At 71.6% G+C, this 18,590-nt stretch carries 16 protein-coding genes; 12 read left to right on the top strand and 4 right to left on the bottom strand.

The features are described 5' to 3' along the window. Positions 1-15: 15 nt before the first annotated feature. The 6 genes from ftsZ (at position 16) to AF335_RS00735 (ending at position 5,119) form a co-directional block, all read left to right on the top strand. On the top strand, positions 16-1,251 hold the full coding sequence (gene ftsZ / locus AF335_RS00760) for a cell division protein FtsZ (protein ID WP_102916305.1): 1,236 nt from the start codon (positions 16-18) through the stop codon (positions 1,249-1,251). Positions 1,252-1,278: 27 nt separating this feature from the next. Beyond that, on the top strand, positions 1,279-2,025 hold the full coding sequence (gene pgeF / locus AF335_RS00755; protein WP_102916304.1) for a peptidoglycan editing factor PgeF: 747 nt from the start codon (positions 1,279-1,281) through the stop codon (positions 2,023-2,025). A gap of 3 nt (positions 2,026-2,028) precedes the next feature. Further along, on the top strand, positions 2,029-2,748 hold the full coding sequence (locus AF335_RS00750) for a YggS family pyridoxal phosphate-dependent enzyme (RefSeq protein WP_102916303.1): 720 nt from the start codon (positions 2,029-2,031) through the stop codon (positions 2,746-2,748). Between the two features lie 122 nt (positions 2,749-2,870). Beyond that, positions 2,871-3,473: a cell division protein SepF gene (locus AF335_RS00745; RefSeq protein ID WP_087928499.1), complete on the top strand. Its 603-nt coding sequence runs from the start codon at positions 2,871-2,873 to the stop codon at positions 3,471-3,473. A 76-nt stretch (positions 3,474-3,549) separates the two neighbouring features. Next, positions 3,550-3,834, top strand: a complete 285-nt coding sequence (locus AF335_RS00740; protein ID WP_087928500.1) for a YggT family protein — start codon at positions 3,550-3,552, stop codon at positions 3,832-3,834. A gap of 61 nt (positions 3,835-3,895) precedes the next feature. Further along, positions 3,896-5,119: a DivIVA domain-containing protein gene (locus tag AF335_RS00735; RefSeq protein ID WP_087928501.1), complete on the top strand. Its 1,224-nt coding sequence runs from the start codon at positions 3,896-3,898 to the stop codon at positions 5,117-5,119. A gap of 291 nt (positions 5,120-5,410) precedes the next feature. On the opposite strand, the gene ileS is transcribed toward AF335_RS00735, so the two are convergent. Beyond that, positions 5,411-8,554: an isoleucine--tRNA ligase gene (gene ileS, locus AF335_RS00730; RefSeq protein ID WP_102916302.1), complete on the bottom strand. Its 3,144-nt coding sequence runs from the start codon at positions 8,552-8,554 to the stop codon at positions 5,411-5,413. A 471-nt stretch (positions 8,555-9,025) separates the two neighbouring features. Between ileS and AF335_RS00720 the strand changes: the two genes are divergently transcribed. The 5 genes from AF335_RS00720 (at position 9,026) to AF335_RS00700 (ending at position 14,132) form a co-directional block, all read left to right on the top strand. Then, positions 9,026-9,961 (top strand): TraR/DksA family transcriptional regulator, encoded by a 936-nt coding sequence (locus tag AF335_RS00720; RefSeq protein WP_102916301.1) that lies wholly within the window; start codon positions 9,026-9,028, stop codon positions 9,959-9,961. A 64-nt stretch (positions 9,962-10,025) separates the two neighbouring features. Further along, entirely contained in the window at positions 10,026-10,589 is a 564-nt protein-coding gene (lspA, locus tag AF335_RS00715; protein ID WP_102916300.1) for a signal peptidase II, read from the top strand. A 51-nt stretch (positions 10,590-10,640) separates the two neighbouring features. Next, positions 10,641-11,582 carry an RluA family pseudouridine synthase gene (locus tag AF335_RS00710; protein WP_102916299.1) on the top strand — a complete coding sequence of 314 codons (942 nt, stop codon included), beginning with the start codon at positions 10,641-10,643 and terminating at the stop codon, positions 11,580-11,582. After that, positions 11,579-12,073, top strand: a complete 495-nt coding sequence (locus tag AF335_RS00705) for a GNAT family N-acetyltransferase (RefSeq protein ID WP_102916298.1) — start codon at positions 11,579-11,581, stop codon at positions 12,071-12,073. Before AF335_RS00710 ends, AF335_RS00705 begins: the two co-directional genes overlap by 4 nt. Positions 12,074-12,539: 466 nt before the next feature. Continuing rightward, positions 12,540-14,132, top strand: coding sequence for a Na+/H+ antiporter (locus AF335_RS00700; protein WP_102916297.1), 1,593 nt, complete (start codon positions 12,540-12,542; stop codon positions 14,130-14,132). Positions 14,133-14,147: 15 nt separating this feature from the next. Here the strand turns inward: AF335_RS00700 and AF335_RS00695 are convergent, their stop codons facing one another. Beyond that, positions 14,148-15,251, bottom strand: coding sequence for a mechanosensitive ion channel family protein (locus AF335_RS00695; RefSeq protein ID WP_102916966.1), 1,104 nt, complete (start codon positions 15,249-15,251; stop codon positions 14,148-14,150). Positions 15,252-15,362: 111 nt separating this feature from the next. On the opposite strand from AF335_RS00695, the gene AF335_RS00690 reads away from it, so the two are divergent. Continuing rightward, a complete protein-coding gene (locus AF335_RS00690) occupies positions 15,363-15,953 on the top strand; it encodes a dienelactone hydrolase family protein (protein ID WP_102916296.1) in 591 nt (196 codons plus the stop codon). Positions 15,954-16,007: 54 nt separating this feature from the next. On the opposite strand, the gene AF335_RS00685 is transcribed toward AF335_RS00690, so the two are convergent. Next, positions 16,008-17,651, bottom strand: coding sequence for an alkaline phosphatase D family protein (locus AF335_RS00685; protein WP_102916295.1), 1,644 nt, complete (start codon positions 17,649-17,651; stop codon positions 16,008-16,010). 74 nt (positions 17,652-17,725) lie between these two features. Then, the gene (locus AF335_RS00680) at positions 17,726-18,547 is read right to left on the bottom strand and encodes a thioredoxin domain-containing protein (protein WP_102916294.1); all 822 of its coding nucleotides are present in this window, start codon (positions 18,545-18,547) and stop codon (positions 17,726-17,728) included. Positions 18,548-18,590 lie beyond the last annotated feature (43 nt).

Below are 18,590 nucleotides of genomic sequence, written 5' to 3'. Positions count from 1 at the left end.
CGAGAGGCCTTCGACGTGGCAGCACCGCAGAACTACCTCGCAGTCATCAAGGTCGTCGGAATCGGCGGCGGTGGCGTGAACGCCATCAACCGGATGATCGAGGTCGGTCTCAAGGGCGTCGAGTTCATCGCGATCAACACCGATGCGCAGGCCCTGCTGATGAGCGACGCCGACGTCAAGCTCGACGTCGGCCGTGAGCTCACCCGCGGCCTCGGCGCCGGCGCCAACCCCGATGTCGGCCGCAAGGCGGCCGAGGACCACCGCGAGGAGATCGAGGAGGTCCTCAAGGGGGCCGACATGGTCTTCGTCACCGCCGGCGAGGGCGGTGGCACCGGCACCGGTGGCGCGCCCGTCGTCGCCAACATCGCCCGCTCGCTGGGCGCCCTGACGATCGGTGTGGTCACCCGCCCGTTCACCTTCGAGGGACGCCGCCGGGCGAACCAGGCGGAGGACGGCATCGCGGGTCTGCGCGACGAGGTCGACACCCTCATCGTGATCCCCAACGACCGACTGCTGTCGATCTCGGACCGCCAGGTGAGCGTGCTCGACGCGTTCAAGTCCGCGGACCAGGTCCTGCTGTCGGGTGTCCAGGGCATCACCGACCTGATCACCACCCCGGGCCTGATCAACCTCGACTTCGCCGACGTCAAGTCCGTGATGTCCGAGGCGGGCTCGGCCCTCATGGGCATCGGCTCCGCCCGTGGCGACGACCGCGCGGTGGCCGCCGCGGAGATGGCGATCTCCTCGCCGCTCCTGGAGGCGTCCATCGACGGCGCCCGCGGTGTGCTGCTCTCCATCTCCGGTGGCTCCGACCTCGGTCTCTTCGAGATCAACGAGGCCGCGCAGCTGGTCAGCGAGGCGGCCCACCCCGAGGCCAACATCATCTTCGGCGCCGTCATCGACGACGCCCTGGGTGACGAGGTCCGGGTCACCGTCATCGCGGCGGGCTTCGACGGCGGCCAGCCGCCGGCCAAGGGCAGCCGCGACAAGGTGCTCGGCTCCTCCTACGGCACGGGCCGCGAGGAGGCCCCGGCCTCGGCGGCACCGAGCCGTCCGGCCACGCCCGAGCCCTCCCGGTCGTCCTTCGGCGGACTCGGCGGCGTGACCCCGCGCAGCGAGGAGCCGCTGTCCGAGCCGGCCCCGGTCAACGAGATCCCGGCGCCGCCGGTCTCGTCCCCGCAGGTCCCGCCGGCCCGTCCGTACCAGGACTCGACCGCCGAGGAACTGGACGTGCCGGACTTCCTCAAGTAGTGCCAACGAGCGAGTGAGCGGCCCCCAGTGATAGGGCAACAGCACGCAGTGACAACCGAAGAGCACGCGAGCGGCGCGCACTTCGCCTTCACCGACAGGTGGGGCGGGGTGAGCGCCGCTCCGTATGGCGAGCTCAACCTCGGCGGCGCGGTCGGCGACGATCCCGCAGCCGTCCGGGCCAACCGCGAGCGGACGGCGAAGGGCCTCGGCCTCGACCCCGCGGCGGTCGTCTGGATGAACCAGGTGCACGGCCGTGACGTGGCCGTGGTCGACGGCCCTTGGGACACCCCGGACATTCCGGCCGTGGACGGGGTGGTGACGGCCCGTAGGGGGCTCGCCCTCGCGGTCCTGACCGCGGACTGCACTCCCGTTCTGCTCGCCGACCCGGTCGCCGGGGTGGCGGGCGCGGCCCACGCGGGCCGGCCCGGCCTGGTCGCCGGGGTCGTCCCCGCGGCGGTCGAGGCGATGACCGCGCTCGGCGCGGACCCCGCCCGGATCGTCGCCCGCACCGGCCCCTCGGTCTGCGGACTCTGCTACGAGGTGCCGGAGGCCATGCGCGCCGAGGTCGCCGCGGTGGTGCCCGAGGCGTGGGCCACCACCCGGCAGGGCACCCCGGCGGTGGACGTGGCCGCGGGGGTAAGGGCGCAATTGGCCCGACTCGGCGTGAATATCAGCGGACAATCTCACATTTGCACGCTGGAATCGCCGGATCATTTCTCGTATCGGCGCGAGCACACCACAGGGCGGCTCGCGAGTTATGTCTGGTTGGACTGAGCCGTGACGGACCGTAAAACAGAACTCGCCGGCAATCTGGCGCGCGTGGAGGAACGTATCTCCTCCGCTTGTGCCGCCGCCGGGCGCGCGCGGGACGAGGTGACCCTGATCGTGGTCACCAAGACCTATCCCGCGAGTGATGTGCGCCTCCTCGCCGAACTCGGCGTCCGGCACGTCGCGGAGAACCGCGACCAGGACGCCGCCCCCAAGGCCGCCGAGTGCGCGGATCTGCCCCTCACCTGGCACTTTGTCGGACAATTGCAGACGAACAAGGTGCGTTCGGTGGTGAGTTATGCCGATGTGGTGCATTCCATCGACCGCGATCGACTGGTCACCGCCCTGTCCGCGGCCGCCGTCCGGGCCGGCCGTGAGCTCGACTGCCTGATCCAGGTGGCTCTTGACGCCGAGTCGGGTGAGCGCGGGGCCCGCGGCGGGGTCGCGCCCGACGGGGTCGCCGCGCTCGCCGACGGGCTCGCCGCCGCCGAAGGGCTGCGCCCCGCCGGACTGATGACGGTGGCTCCGCTCGCCGGCCCGTTCGCCGGGCGCCCCCGGGCGGCCTTCGACCGGCTGCTGGAAATCTCAACGGGCATGCGCGCGGCCCATCCTGCTGCGAACATGGTGTCAGCAGGGATGAGCGCGGACCTGGATGACGCCGTGGCGGCCGGGGCGACACATGTACGTGTCGGATCGGCGGTGCTCGGAGTCCGACCCAGGCTCGGGTAACGTCGCCAGGAAGTCGGACCACAGCAGAAAATATGGTCATTACCGTCAAAAGACGGGCAGACCAAGTGGATCCAAGGCGCCGTTGACGGAGCCGATCCACCACAGAGCGGAGGACGCAGAGAATGGCCGGCGCGATGCGCAAGATGGCGGTCTACCTCGGCCTCGTGGAGGACGATGGGTACGACGGCCCGGGTTTCGACCCCGACGACGAGTTCGAGCCCGAGCCTGAGCCCGACCGCCGCAGGCAGCAGCACCAGTCTCAACAGACGCAACCGGACGAACCGGTTCGAGTCGCCCAGCCACCTGCACAACGCGAACCCGCTCCGCTCGTAGCGGAAACGGGACGACCCGCCCGAATCGCCCCCGTGGCGTCCATCACACCCGAACGCCACTCTCTGGAGAAGAACGCACCGGTGATCATGCCCAAGGTTGTGTCCGAGCGGGAGCCCTACCGCATCACGACATTGCACCCCCGGACCTACAACGAGGCCCGTACCATCGGGGAACACTTCCGGGAGGGCACCCCGGTGATCATGAATCTGACGGAGATGGACGACACGGACGCGAAGCGTCTGGTCGACTTCGCCGCCGGTCTGGTCTTCGGTCTCCACGGCAGCATCGAGCGGGTGACGCAGAAGGTGTTCCTGCTGTCTCCTGCTAACGTCGATGTCACGGCGGAGGACAAGGCCCGCATCGCAGAGGGCGGGTTCTTCAATCAGAGCTGAGACGCAATACCGGGCAATGCCGGATGAATGACGGCCTAACAGGCCGGGTACGAGCAAGGGGAGAGGGAAGCGCGAGATGGACATCGCACTGCAGGTGATCTACATCGCGCTGTACTGCTTCCTGTTCGTTCTGATCTTCCGGCTGGTGATGGATTACGTCTTCCAGTTCGCTCGCTCATGGCAACCCGGTAAGGCGATGGTGGTCGTCCTGGAGGCGACCTACACTGTCACCGATCCGCCACTCAAGCTTCTGCGGCGGTTCATTCCGCCGCTGCGTCTCGGGGGCGTGGCGCTCGACCTGTCCTTCTTCGTACTGATGATCATCGTCTACATCCTGATCACCGTCGTGAGCCGGCTGTGAACGCGGCTGTGAACGATACGGTCTTGCCGATTGCCGACGACTACGTTGAGGTGAAGAAGAGATGCCGTTGACCCCCGAGGACGTGCGGAACAAGCAGTTCACGACCGTCCGTCTCCGAGAAGGCTATGACGAGGACGAGGTCGATGCCTTTCTCGACGAGGTCGAGGCCGAACTGACCCGACTGCTCCGGGAGAACGAGGACCTGCGCGCCAAGCTGGCCGCCGCGACGCGTGCCGCCGCGCAGAACCAGCAGCAGCAGGGAATGCGGAAGCCCGAGCCGCAGGACCAGCGACCCGGCGCGCCGGTGCCCGCCGCCATATCCGGACCGCAGCCGGTGCCGCAGCAGCAGCAGATGGGCGGCCCGCCGCAGCTTCCGGGCGGTGCCCCGCAGCTGCCGGCCGGCCCCGGCGGTCACGGCCACGGTCCCCAGGGCCCGCACGGCCCCGGCCCGATGGGTCAGAACGGCCCGATGGGCGGCCCGATGGGCGGACCCATGGGACAGAACGGTCCGATGGGTCAGGGCGGTCCTATGGGTCAGAACGGCATGGGTCAGGGCCAGATGGGGCAGAACGGCCCCATGGGTCAGAACGCCATGGGTCAGAACGGTCCGATGGGTGGCCCCGGCCCCCAGCTTCCGCAGCCGGGTCAGGGTCCGGGCGGTGACAGCGCCGCACGGGTGCTCTCGCTCGCCCAGCAGACCGCCGACCAGGCGATCGCGGAGGCCCGTTCCGAGGCGAACAAGATCGTCGGCGAGGCGCGCAGCCGTGCCGAGGGTCTGGAGCGGGACGCCCGTGCCAAGGCCGACGCCCTGGAGCGGGACGCCCAGGAGAAGCACCGCGTCGCGATGGGTTCCCTGGAGTCCGCCCGCGCCACGCTGGAGCGCAAGGTCGAGGACCTGCGCGGCTTCGAGCGCGAGTACCGCACCCGTCTGAAGTCCTACCTGGAGAGCCAGCTGCGTCAGCTGGAGAACCAGGCGGACGACTCGCTGGCCCCGCCGCGCAACCCCAACACCCCGTCGCTGCCCGCGGCCCCGTCGATGAGCGGGTCCATGGCCTCGGCCGGTGCGGGCATGGGTGGCCACAGCATGGGCGGCAACCCGTCCATGGGCGGTAACACCTCCATGGGTGGCAACACCTCGATGGGTGCCCCGTCGTACGGCGGTCAGCAGCAGATGTCCCCGGCGATGACGCAGCCGATGGCACCGGTGCGGCCCCAGGGCCAGCAGCCGATGCAGCAGGCGCCGTCCCCCATGCGGGGCTTCCTGATCGACGAGGACGACAACTGATCGCTCGGCGCGAGCCGTAGGCAATCATCGGGCCGGGCCCGGGACTTTGTCCCGGGCCCGGCCCGTTTTGTGTCCAAAGCGTTTTGCCACGGAGACAAACGCGGTGGCCGGGGCGGCGGCGGGCGCGGGGCGCGGAAGTACGGATGGGGAGACACCGGGGCGAAGGGGACGGGCGGCGATACTTCCGTGCGGGTGCCCCGGGACGCGGTGCCGAAACGTGGGGATACGGAAAAACCGGCTGCCCCGGGAGGTTCGACCTCCCGGGGCAGCCGGTGCGTTGCTCCGGTGCCGTTACGCCTTACGGAGGCGGAACGTCAGAGCGAGACCCTCGTCCTCGAACGGCTCGCCGTAGGAGCCGTCCGCCTCGCCCTCGGCGAAGTCCAGCGCGAGGACCTCGTCCGCGATGAGGCCCGTGTGCTCGGCCAGCGCACCGGACGTCTCGGCGTCCGTCGTGGACCAGCGGACCGCGATGCGGTCGGCGACGTCCAGGCCGCTGTTCTTACGGGCCTCCTGGATCAGCCGGATCGCGTCACGGGCGAGGCCCGCACGCCGCAGCTCCGGGGTGATCTCCAGGTCGAGCGCCACCGTGGCACCGGAGTCGGAGGCCACCGACCAGCCCTCGCGCGGGGTCTCGGTGATGATCACCTCGTCCGGGGAGAGCGCCACGGGCTCGCCGTCGACGACGACGGAGGCGGTGCCCTCGCGCAGGGCCAGCGACAGCGCGGCCGCGTCGGCCTCGGCGACGGCCTTGGCCACCGCCTGGACGCCCTTGCCGAACCGCTTGCCCAGCGCCCGGAAGTTGGCCTTGGCCGTGGTGTCCACCAGCGAACCGCCGACCTCGCTCAGCGAGGCCAGCGAGGAGACGTTCAGCTCCTCGGTGATCTGGGCGCGCAGCTCCGTGCCCAGCGCCTCGAAGCCGGCGGCGGCGACCAGCGCGCGGGACAGCGGCTGACGCGTCTTGACACCGGACTCGGCGCGGGTCGCGCGACCCAGCTCGACCAGCCGGCGGACCAGCAGCATCTGCCGGGACAGCTCGGGGTCGATCAGTGCGGTGTCGGCCACCGGCCAGCTCGCCAGGTGCACCGACTCCGGGGCCTCGGCGTCCACCGGGACGACCAGGTCCTGCCACACCCGCTCGGTGATGAACGGCACCAGAGGCGCCATCAGACGGGTGACGGTCTCGACGACCTCGTGCAGCGTGCGCAGCGCCGCCGCGTCGCCCTGCCAGAACCGGCGGCGCGAACGCCGCACGTACCAGTTGGACAGGTCGTCGACGAAGGACGACAGCAGCTTGCCGGCGCGCTGGGTGTCGTACGCCTCCAGCGCCTGGGTGACCTGGTCGGTCAGGGTGTTCAGCTCACCGAGCAGCCAGCGGTCCAGCAGCGGGCGGTCGGCCGGGGCCGGGTCGGACGCGGACGGCGCCCAGCCGGACGTACGGGCGTAGAGGGCCTGGAAGGCGACGGTGTTCCAGTAGGTGAGGAGCGTCTTGCGGACGACCTCCTGGATCGTGCCGTGGCCGACGCGGCGCGCGGCCCACGGGGAGCCGCCGGCCGCCATGAACCAGCGGACGGCGTCGGCGCCGTGCTGGTCCATCAGCGGGATCGGCTGGAGGATGTTGCCCAGGTGCTTGGACATCTTCCGGCCGTCCTCGGCGAGGATGTGGCCCAGGCAGACGACGTTCTCGTACGACGACTTGTCGAAGACGAGGGTGCCGACCGCCATCAGGGTGTAGAACCAGCCGCGGGTCTGGTCGATGGCCTCCGAGATGAACTGCGCGGGGTAGCGCTTCTCGAAGAGCTCCTTGTTCTTGTACGGGTAGCCCCACTGCGCGAAGGGCATGGCCCCCGAGTCGTACCAGGCGTCGATGACCTCCGGCACACGGACGGCGGTGTGGGAGCAGCCGTCGGCGGTGCAGGTGAAGGTGACGTCGTCGATGTACGGGCGGTGCGGGTCGAGCGCGCTCCGGTCGGTGCCGGTGAGCTCGGAGAGCTCGGCCAGCGAGCCGACGCAGGTGAGGTGGTTCTCCTCGCAGCGCCAGATGGGCAGCGGGGTGCCCCAGTAGCGGTTGCGGGAGAGCGCCCAGTCGATGTTGTTGTTCAGCCAGTCGCCGAAGCGGCCGTGCTTGACCGACTCGGGGAACCAGTTGGTCTTCTCGTTCTCCTGGAGCAGCCGGTCCTTGACCGCGGTGGTGCGGATGTACCAGGACGGCTGCGCGTAGTAGAGGAGCGCGGTGTGGCAGCGCCAGCAGTGCGGGTAGCTGTGCTCGTAGGCGATGTGCTTGAAGAGCAGGCCGCGCGCGTCCAGGTCCGCGACGAGCTTCTCGTCGGCCTTCTTGAAGAACTCGCCGCCGACCAGGCCGACGCCCTCCTCGAAGGTGCCGTCGGGGCGGACCGGGTTGATCACCGGCAAGCCGTAGGCGCGGCAGGTCTTGAGGTCGTCCTCACCGAAGGCCGGGGCCTGGTGGACCAGACCGGTGCCGTCCTCGGTGGTCACGTACTCGGCGTTGACGACGTAGTTCGCGTTCTCCAGCTCGACCAGGTCGAACGGGCGGCGGTAGGTCCAGCGCTCCATCTCGCGGCCGGTGAAGGACTGCCCCGTCGCCGTCCAGCCCTCGCCGAGGGCCTTCTCCAGCAGCGGCTCGGCGACGACCAGCTTCTCGGTGCCGTCGGTGGCCACGACGTAGGTGACGTCAGGGTGCGCGGCGGCGGCCACGTTGGAGACCAGGGTCCACGGGGTGGTCGTCCAGACCAGCAGCGCGGCCTCGCCGGCCAGCGGGCCGGAGGTCAGCGGGAAGCGGACGAAGACGGACGGGTCGACGACCGTCTCGTAGCCCTGCGCCAGCTCGTGGTCCGACAGGCCGGTGCCGCAGCGGGGGCACCAGGGGGCGACGCGGTGGTCCTGGACCAGCAGGCCCTTGTTGAAGATCTCCTTGAGCGACCACCACACGGACTGGACGTACTCGGGGTCCATGGTCCGGTAGGCGTCGTCCAGGTCCACCCAGTAGCCCATGCGGGTGGTGAGCTCGGCGAAGGCGTCCGTGTGGCGGGTCACCGACTCCCGGCACTTCGCGTTGAACTCGGCGATGCCGTACTTCTCGATGTCCTGCTTGCCGTTGAAGCCCAGCTCCTTCTCCACCGCGAGCTCGACCGGCAGGCCGTGGCAGTCCCAGCCGGCCTTGCGGCCCACGTGGTAGCCCTGCATGGTGCGGAAGCGGGGGAAGACGTCCTTGAAGACGCGGGCCTCGATGTGGTGGGCGCCCGGCATGCCGTTGGCGGTGGGCGGGCCCTCGTAGAAGACCCACTCGGGCCGTCCCTCGGACTGTTCGAGGCTACGGGCGAAGACCTTGCTCTCGCGCCAGAAATCGAGCACGGCGTGCTCCAGGGCGGGCAGGTCCACCTGAGCGGGTACCTGGCGGTACTGCGGCTGGGGACTCATCTGAGGCTTCCTCCGGCGGAACGTCTTGGCGCTGTCCGTCGGAGGGACGAGATGCGCCGTGCGCCTCCCGCGGTACCACCCTCCTTGGCCGCAGGCACATGTGCCTCCGGCCCCCTCATTGGGCCGCGACGCCGGTTCTACTGACCCCGAGGGGCGTTCTTCCGGCGGCTCAGGGGTGATCTTCACACCGTGCGGACCCCCGGGCTTCCACCGTCCCCGGGTCGCTCATGGCCGCGTGCGGAGCTACTCGTCCCTTCCACGCCTTTCGCTGCGCCCAGTGTAAGGGGCCGGGCCGGGGACGGCCTACCGGATTGAGCGGGGCCGTACGGGTAGCGGCCCGGCCCGATTACAGGGCCGGGGGCGGGGCACAAACGATGAGACCGGCGTGCCCCGTTGCTGCGTGCCCGGTGGAGATCTATCGTTCCGGCACGATTCGCGCGCAAGATCATAAAATGTGAAGGGGCCGCGGTCATGGTGGCGAAGAGGACGGCCAAGGCCGCGGAACCGGCGGAGAGACCGGCGGGGAAGGCGGAGCCCGCCGAGAAGGCGACGGCGAAGAAGGCCGCCGGAGCGGGGGCCGGGAAGACGGCCGCGAAGAAGACGGCCACCAAGACGGCGGCGAAGAAGACCGCGGCGAAGAAGACGGCCACCAAGAAGACGGCGGCCGCGAAGACCGCCGCGAAGAAGGCCCCGGCGAAGGCCCCGGCGGAGGAGACGGCCGGGAAGGCGGCCGGGAAGACCACGAAGACCACCGGGAAGATCACCGGGAAGACGGCCGCGAAGAAGGCGCCCGCCGGGAAGACAGCTGCGAAGAAGGCGGCCGCCGAGGGCGCGGCCGCTCCGAAGGCTGCCGGGGCGCACGCCCCGAAGGCGGCCGGGAAGACCGCCCGCGAGGCGGTGCCCGCGAAGAAGACGGGAGCCAGGACGGTGGCTGCGAAGAAGACCGTGGACGTGACAGCAGGGGCGCGGGCCGCGGGGAAGGTCCCCGGCGCCCGCGCGGCCGCGACGCCCCCCGGGGTCCTCGCCGTGCGGCCGGGGGAGGAGCCCTGGTCGCCGGGAGAGGTCGCCGAGGCCCGTACGGAGCTGCAGAGCGAGGTGCTGCGGCTGCGCGCCGAGCTCGCCAGCTCCGAGGAGGCGATCAGCGGCCTGATGCGCGATTCGGGCGACGGCGCGGGCGACGACCAGGCGGACACCGGCACCAAGAACATCACCCGGGAGCACGAGCTGGCCCTGGCCGCCAACGCCCGCGAGATGCTGCTCCAGAGCGAGCGCGCCCTGGAGCGGCTCGACGCCGGTACGTACGGGCTCTGCGAGAACTGCGGCAAGCCCATCGGGAAGGCGCGGATGCAGGCGTTTCCCCGGGCCACGCTGTGTGTGGAGTGCAAACAGCGGCAGGAACGCCGCTGACCCGTTCGCGCGTGTGTGCCGTACCCTCGTCCTCAGTCAGGCAGGACGACGTCGAAGGACTCACGTGACAGAGGCGGAACAGACCACCGGCACGCCTGAGGGCGCCGACGAGGCCGCGGGCGCGCCGGAGGGCGTGGCCAAGGGCGGGCGGCGCATTGCCGTGCTCCTCACGGTGGCCGTCTGCGCCTACCTCCTCGACCTGGGCAGCAAGCTGCTCGTGGTGGCCAAGCTGGAGCACCACGACCCCATCGAGATCTTCGGCACCTGGCTCCAGCTCGACGTGATCCGCAACCGCGGCGCGGCCTTCGGCATCGGCGAGGCGATGACGATCGTCTTCACGATCATCGCCTCCGCGGTGATCGTGGTGATCGCCCGGATCGCCCGCAAGCTCTACAGCCTGCCCTGGGCGATCGCGCTCGGGCTGCTGCTCGGCGGCGCCTTCGGCAATCTCACGGACCGGCTCTTCCGGGCGCCGGGCGGTCTCGAGGGCGGTGTGGTGGACTTCATCGCCCCCCAGGGCTTCGCCGTCTTCAACCTCGCGGACTCCGCGATCGTCTGCGGCGGCTTCCTGATCGTCATCCTCTCCTTCCGCGGTCTGGACCCGGACGGCACGGTCCACAAGGACTGACGGCGAGGGCGGACGTGCGGCCCGGCCGGCGCCGTCCGTCATACTCGACGGGTGAGCACCATTCCCGAGATCCGCGCCCTGCCCGTACCCGACGGCCTCGAGGGCGAGCGCGTCGACGCCGCCATCGCCCGTATGTTCGGCTTTTCCCGTACCAAGGCGGCCGAGCTGGCGGCGGCGGGCAAGGTCCAGCTCGACGGCGCGGTGGCCGGGAAGTCCGACCGGGTCACCGGCGGTGCCTGGCTGGAGGTCGAGATGCCGGCCCCGCCCGCGCCCGTGCGGATCGTCGCCGAGCCCGTCGAGGGCATGGAGATCGTCCATGACGACGACGACATCGTCGTGATCGTCAAGCCCGTCGGCGTGGCCGCCCACCCCAGCCCCGGCTGGACGGGCCCCACGGTCATCGGCGGCCTCGCCGCGGCCGGCTACCGCATCTCCACCTCGGGCGCCGCCGAGCGCCAGGGCATCGTGCACCGCCTGGACGTCGGCACCTCCGGCCTGATGGTCGTCGCCAAGTCCGAGCGCGCCTACACCCTGCTCAAGCAGCAGTTCCGCGAGCGCACGGTCGACAAGCGCTACCACTCCCTCGTCCAGGGCCACCCGGACCCGATGAGCGGCACCATCGACGCCCCCATCGGCCGCCACCCCAACCACGACTACAAGTGGGCCGTCACCGCCGAGGGCAAGCCCTCCGTGACCCACTACGACCTGATCGAGGCGTTCCGGGCCGCCAGCCTCCTCGACATCAAGCTGGAGACCGGGCGCACGCACCAGATCCGCGTGCACATGTCCGCGCACCGGCACCCCTGCGTCGGCGACCTCACCTACGGGGCCGACCCGACGCTCGCCAAGCGGCTGAAGCTCACCCGCCAGTGGCTGCACGCCGTGCGCCTCGGCTTCGAGCACCCCGAGGACGGCCGCTGGGTGGAGTTCGAGAGCGCCTACCCCGAGGACCTGCAGCGCGCCCTGGACATCGTGCGCGCCGAGAGCGCGTGAGCCAGGCGGCTCCCGCCCCGGGCGCCCTCCCGGTCCGGGTCGTCGGCCTCGACGAGCTGCCCGGCTGTCACGCCGTGCGCCGTGCGGTCTTCGTCGCCGAGCAGGGCGTCCCGGAGGCCGAGGAGATCGACGGCTACGACGCCGGCGCCGTCCACCTCCTGGCCACCGGCCCGGCCGGCCCCGTCGGCACGGTCCGCTTCCTGTACGGCGCCCCGGCCCGGAGGAAGTACGCCCACGCGGGCGTCGACGACGACACCACGGCCGTCCTCGGCCGGCTCGCCGTGGGCCGCGCCGCCCGGGGCACCGGCCTGGGCGCCGCGCTCGTCCGCGCGGTGGAGGCCGAGGCCCGCCGCCTCGGCCTGCGCCGGGTCTATCTGGAGGCGCAGGTGCCGGTGCTCGGGTTCTACGAGCGGCTGGGCTACACGGCGCACGGCCCGGAGTTCGACGAGGGCAGCGGCATCCTCCACCGGGCGATGACCAAGACGCTGTGAGGTGCACCGGGGTCCTGTGACCCCGCCCCCGCCCCCGCCCCTGCCCCTGCCCCGGCCCCGGCCCGGCCCCCGGCCCCGGCCCGGCCCCGGCCCCGGCCCCGGCCCGGCCCCGGCCGTCGGCCGGTACCGGCCGACACCCGGAACGGCGCGCGGGCCGGGCCCCGCCCGACGGCTCCGGGGTGCGGCCGGGTTCCGTGGTTCCGCTCCGGCGGCCCTCGGCCGGGGGCCGGTATCGATCGCTGCCCGGAACGGGTGGCGTGGGCCGGGATCCCTCGCCTCCGCCCCGGCCCGGCCGCCGCCCGGAAGCCGGGCGGGAGGGGCTGCCCGCCCGAGGCACGGGGGCACCGTGCCGGGCCCGCTCGGCATCCGTCGCACAACTCTGACAGCTCCCCGCAACGGGCGCCCCAGGCGCCCCATGGCAGGCTGGTGAACGGATCATCGTTCCCCACCCGCCCGGAGGGCATCCGTGGACCAGCTCGCCCTGCTGTTCATCCTGCTGCTCGGGGCCCTGGTCACCGTGCCCCTCGGGGACCGGCTGGGGCTCCCGTCGCCGGTGCTGATGACGCTCGGCGGGATCGTCCTCGCCCTGCTGCCGTTCGTCCCCAATGTGGACATCGCCCCGGAGTTCATCCTCCCGCTGCTGCTGCCACCGCTGCTCTACGCCTCCGCCCAGCGCACCTCCTGGCGGCAGTTCGCGGCCAACCGGCGGCCGATCTTCCTGCTCGCCGTCGCGCTGGTGTTCGTCACCACGGCCGCCGTCGCCGCGATCGCCGACGCGGTCGTGCCGGGGATCTCGCTCGCCGCCGCCGTCGCGCTGGGCGCGCTCGTCGCCCCGCCCGACCCGGTCGCCGCCACCGCCGTCGCGGGCTCGCTGGGCCTGCCCCGCCGCGTCGTCTCCATCCTGGAGGGCGAGGGGCTCTTCAACGACGTCACCGCCATCGTGCTCTACCACGTGGCCATCGCGGCGGCCGTCAGCGGCAGCTTCTCGGCGCCCCGGGCGGTCGGCGAGCTGGTGCTCTCCGCCGTCGTGGCCGTCGCCGTCGGCCTGGCCCTCGGCTGGGCCGCCAAGCGGCTGATGGACCTGCTCGGCGAACCCACCCTCCAGATCGGCCTCACCCTGCTGGTCCCGTTCGTCTCCTACGTCCTCGCCGAGGAGTTCAAGGGCTCCGGCGTGCTCGCCGTGCTCACCACGGCGCTCTTCCTCGCCGAGTACGCGACGGACGCCGACGACGTCCTGGGCCGGCTGGCCGGGCACACCTTCTGGGAGGTCGTCGACACCCTCGTCACGGGCGCCGCCTTCGGCCTCGTCGGCCTCGAACTGCACAACGCCGTCGCCACCGCCTCCGGCCGCTGGGGAGAGATGCTCGGCATCGGCGCCGTCGTCGCCGCGGTCGTGGTGGGCGTCCGCCTGCTGTGGCTGCTGCCCGCCGCGTGGCTGACCCGGAAGCTGCACAAGCGCAGGGACGTCGACGAGGAGGTCCTGATGAGCTGGCGGGAGACCGTCGTGATGTGGTGGTCCGGGATGCGCGGTGTGGCCTCCGTGGCGCTCGCCCTGGCCATCCCGCTGGAGATGGACGACGGCTCGCCCTTCCCCGCCCGCGACGAGATCCTCTTCATCGCCTTCACCGTCGTCATCGCCACCCTCGTCGTCCAGGGGCTCACCCTGCCCTGGCTGGTCCGGCGGCTGAAGGTGCGCGCGGACGCCGACGTGGACCGCGAACTGGAACGGAAGCTGGCCATCCGGGCGGCCAGGGCCGCCAAGCGCCGCCTGCTGGAGATCGAGGAGAAGGAGGACCTCCCCGAGGACCTCTCCGAGATGCTGGCCCGGCGCGCCTACGACGTCGGCGCCCGCATCAGCCCCGAGATGGTCGACGAGGAGCGGCGCGAGGCGTACGCCCGGCGGGTGGAACGGATGCGCACCCTCCAGCGCGTCCAGGGCGAGATGCTCTCCGCCGCCCGCCACGAGGTGCTCGCCGCGCGCAGCGAACCCGGCGCGGACCCCGAGGTCGTCGACCGGGTGCTGCGCCACCTGGACATAAAGAGCCTGCGCGGCGGCTGAGCCGGCCGGGCGGGCTCAGGTCGTGCCCGGCCCCGGCCCGACGTCCCCGGCGCGGGGCGGGGTCTGCCGCCGTACGGGCGCGTCCCCGGCGCCCGGCGCCGGCGCGGTGTTCAGCCGCGGCAGCGCGTACGGGTGCTCCAGCCGCAGCCACTCGATCAGCCGCTCGCGCACCACGCAGCGCAGCGTCCAGATGTCGTCGGCGTCCCGCGCGGTCACCAGCGCCCGCACCTGGATGGTGGACGGCGTGGTGTCGGTGACCACCAGCCCCCAGGCCCGCTCGTCCCACTCCAGACTGCTCTTGAGCACCGCGTGCAGGCGCTCCCGCATCAGGTCGACCGGGGCCGAGTGGTCCAGGTGGAAGAAGACCGTGCCGGTCATCCTCGGGTTGTTGCGGGACCAGTTCTCGAACGGCTTGCTGGTGAAGTACGACACCGGCATCGTGATGCGCCGCTCGTCCCAGGTGGTTACCACCAGATAGGTCAGCGTGATCTCCTCGACCCGGCCCCACTCGCGGTCCACCACGACGGTGTCCCCGATCCGCACCACGTCGCCGAAGGCGATCTGGAGCCCCGCGAAGAGATTGCCGAGCGTGGACTGGGCGGCCACCCCGGCGACGATGCCGATCAGCCCGGCCGAGGCCAGCACCGAGGTGCCCAAGGTCTTCATCGCCGGGAACGTCAGCAGCATCGCCGCCACCGCCACCACGCACACGACCGCCGTGACGACCCGCTGGATCAGCGTGACCTGCGTCCGCACCCGCCGCACCCGGGCCGGGTCGTGGGCCCCGGCGGCGTACCGCGCGTAGGTCGCCTCCACTATCGCGACGGCCACCCGCACCACCAGCCAGGCGCACGCCCCGATCAGCACCAGCGTCAGTGCCTGGCCGACCGCCTCCTCGTGCTCCTCGGCGAGCTTCGCGGAGCGGTATCCGGCGCGCAGCAGCGCCGCGCACAGCACCACCTGGAGGGGCAGCCGGCAGCGCCGCAGCAGGTCCCACAGCGGGGTCTCGGGATGTCTCGCGCCGATCCGGCGCAGCGCCCGGTCGGCGATCCACCCCACGACCAGGGTGACGACCAGGGCACCGCCGATGATGAACACCGGACGCAGTACGCCCTCCACGGACACCTCAGCTCCTTCCGGGCCGGCCACGGCACACCGGTGGGGCGCTTCCCCCCCGACCGTAGCTGGCACGATGGGGGCACGCGATCCACCTGTAAGGAAGTGACCCCAGTGGCGTCCTCTACCACGATTGTCCTTTTTCATTCGGCCTACGGGCTCAGGCCCGCCGTGCACGCCGCCGCGGAGCGCCTGCGCGCCGCCGGGCACGAGGTGCACGTGCCGGACCTCTACGAGGGCCGGACGGCGGACACCGTCGAGGACGGCATGGCCATCAAGGACGAGATCGGGCACGAGGAGCTGCTGCGGCGCGCGATCGTCGCGGCGGCGCCGCTGTCCGACCGCGGGCTGGTCTACGCGGGCTTCTCGCTGGGCGGGTCGGTCGCGCAGAACCTGGCGCTGGGCGACGAGAAGGCCCGTGGGCTGCTGCTCCTGCACGGCACCTCGGATCTGGCCGAGGACGCGGCCGTCGACGAGCTGCCCGTACAGCTCCATGTCGCGGACCCCGACCCGTTCGAGCCGCACGACTGGCTGAACGCGTGGTACCTGCGGATGCGGCGGGCCGGGGCCGAGGTGGAGGTGCACCGTTACGCGGGCGCGGGCCACCTGTTCACGGACCCGGAGCTGCCGGACCATGACGCGGAGGCCGCGGAGGCCGCGTGGCGGGTGGCGCTGGCGTTCCTGGACGAGGTCGGCGCGGCGTAGCGCGCGGCGGCGCCGTACGGGCGGGGTGGCCCCGGCCCGTACGGCACGGCGGGGTCAGCGCACCGGCGTCCGTACGCGTTCCACCCGCTGGGTGCCCGACAGCGTGCGGTACGACCGGCTCCATGACGCGGTCGCCCCAGGGTCGCGCTTGTCGGACAGGACGTAGTAGTCCATCTGGGCCCGCTCGGGCGTGACGTCGAGGACGCCGAAGCCGTGCGAGTCCATGTCGACCCACTTCACATGGCGGTTGGCGGTCTTGATGGTGCCGGCGGCGGCCAGGGACACGGTGTGGGGCAGGACCCGCAGGGTCTCGTCGAGGTTGTCGGCGGTCACCGAGGTGACCACGAACTCGGTGGCGGCCGACCCCGACAGCGGGTACGTCGCGGCCTTGCGCGGCACGTCGTTGGCCCAGGCCATGTGGATGTCGCCGGTCAGGAAGACGGTGTTGCGGACGGCGTGGTCGGTGAGGTGGCCGATCAGCTCGGTCCGGTCGTGGGTGTAGCCGTCCCACTGGTCGGTGTTGACGGCCAGTCCGCCGGCGGGCATGCCCAGGAGCTTGGCGAGCGGCTCCAGCAGGGCGGCGGGGAGCGCGCCGAAGGCGACCGGGGACATCATCACGGAGTTGCCGACGAGGCGCCAGGTGGTGTCGGAGGAGGTCAGCCCGGCCTTCAGCCAGTCGAGCTGGGCGCGGCCGGTGAGCGTGCGGTCCGGGTCGTCGACCGCGCCGCTGCCGGGCTTGGCCTGCTGGGAGCGGAAGGACCGCAGGTCCATCAGGTGCAGATCGGCGAGCTTGCCGAAGCGCAGCCGTCTGTAGGTGGTGCCCTCGACGGAGGGTCTGACGGGCATCCACTCGAAGTACGCCCGCTTCGCCGCCGCCATCCGTGTCGCCCAGTCGCCCTCGGTCCCGGGGGTGTGGTTGCCCGCCCCGCCCGACCAGGCGTTGTCGGCGAACTCGTGGTCGTCCCAGATGGCGATGACCGGGTGGGTGTGGTGCAGCGCCTGGAGGTCGGCGTCGGTCTTGTAGTGGCCGTGGCGGGTGCGGTAGTCGGCCAGGGTGACGATCTCGTGGGCGGGCCGGTGCGGCCGTACGACGTACTTGGCGGCGGGGTAGACGCCGGTCCCGTACTCGTAGAGGTAGTCGCCGAGGTGGAGGACGGCGTCCAGGTCGCGCCGGGCCGCGAGGTGGCGGTAGGCGGAGAACCAGCCGGACTCCCAGTTGGCGCAGGAGACCACGCCGAGCCGGAGGCCGTCCGCCGGGGCGTCGTGGGCCGGGGTGGTGCGGGTGCGGGCGGCGGGGGAGTGCGTGCCGCCGGCGGTGAAGCGGTACCAGTAGCCGGTCGCGGGGTGCAGGCCGCGCACATCCGCCTTGACGGTGTGGTCGGTCGCGGCGGTGGCGGTGGCGGTGCCGCGCGCGACGACCTTGCCGAACGCCTCGTCCTCGGCGACCTCCCAGGTCACCTCGGTGGCCGGGCCGCGCCCGGAGCCGGGGACGGCGTCCGGCACGGGCGTGACGCGCGTCCACAGCAGGACGCCGTCGGGCAGCGGGTCACCGGAGGCGACACCGTGCAGGAAGGCCGGGGCGCCGGTGCCCGCCGCACGGGCGGCGGGCCCGGTGGCGAGGGGAAGGAGCGCGGCGGTGGCGGCGACGGCCGTGACGGCGGTACGACGCGATATCTGGGCAGGGGTGTGGGAGGTCACGGACCATCACCTTACTTCCCGATAAGGCAATGAGCGGACGAACTCTGATAGTTCGTCCGCTCATCACCGGTTCGTCACTTCTTCTTGGGGCCGAACTCCTTGTCGATCGCGGCGGTGAAGGAGTCCTTGTCCATCGGCGGCTGCTGCGAGCCGTCCTTGAGGATCTTCTTGTCGCCGTGGAGCAGGGTGGGGGTGCCGTTGATGCCGTCCTTGCCGAACAGCTTGCCCATCTCCACGGCCCACTTGTCGTAGGTGCCCTCGGTGACGTTCTTCTCGAAGTCCTTGTTGCCCTTCAGGGCCGGGACCTGCTGGGCGATCTCGATGAGCTTCTTGTCGTCCGCGAAGGCGTCGTCCCGCTCGTCGGGGTGGTTCTTCTGGGAGTACAGCGCTTCCTTGTACTCGACGAAGGCGTCCGGGCTGACGTTCAGGGCCGCGCCGAGCGCGCTGACCGCGTTCTTGGAGCCGGTGCCCGGGACCATCTGGTCGATGAAGTTCACCATCACGAACCGGACCTTGTAGCGGCCGTCCTTCACGTCCTGGCGCAGCTGCGGGCCGGCGCTCTGCTCGAAGCTGGCGCAGGACGGGCAGCGCGGGTCCTCGAAGACGGTGAGGGTCTCCTTGGCGGCGGCGCTGCCGACGACGATCTCCTGGCCCTTGTCGCCCGCGGTGTTCTTGGGCTGGACGAACGCCTTGTCGCCGGCCCAGCCGCCGTCCTTGTCGTCGCTCATGTTGCTGACGGCGTATCCGACGCCGCCGGCTATCGCGAGGACGACGACGATCGCGCCGGCGACGATGAGCCGGCGGCGGGTCTTGTCTTTCTTGGCCTGGCGCTCGCGCTCGGCGCGCAGCCGCTCGCGGGCCGCCTGCTTGTTCTGCTGGTTGTTCCGGTTGCTCATGATGTTCTCCGCGGGGTGAAAGGTGGGGTGGGGACCGCTGTGC

This window comes from Streptomyces eurocidicus, from assembly GCF_002891295.1.
In the GTDB taxonomy this organism is placed as follows: domain Bacteria; phylum Actinomycetota; class Actinomycetes; order Streptomycetales; family Streptomycetaceae; genus Streptomyces; species Streptomyces eurocidicus.
Note: the sequence above shows the minus strand (reverse complement) of the source record. Positions and strands in the feature narration are given on the sequence as shown.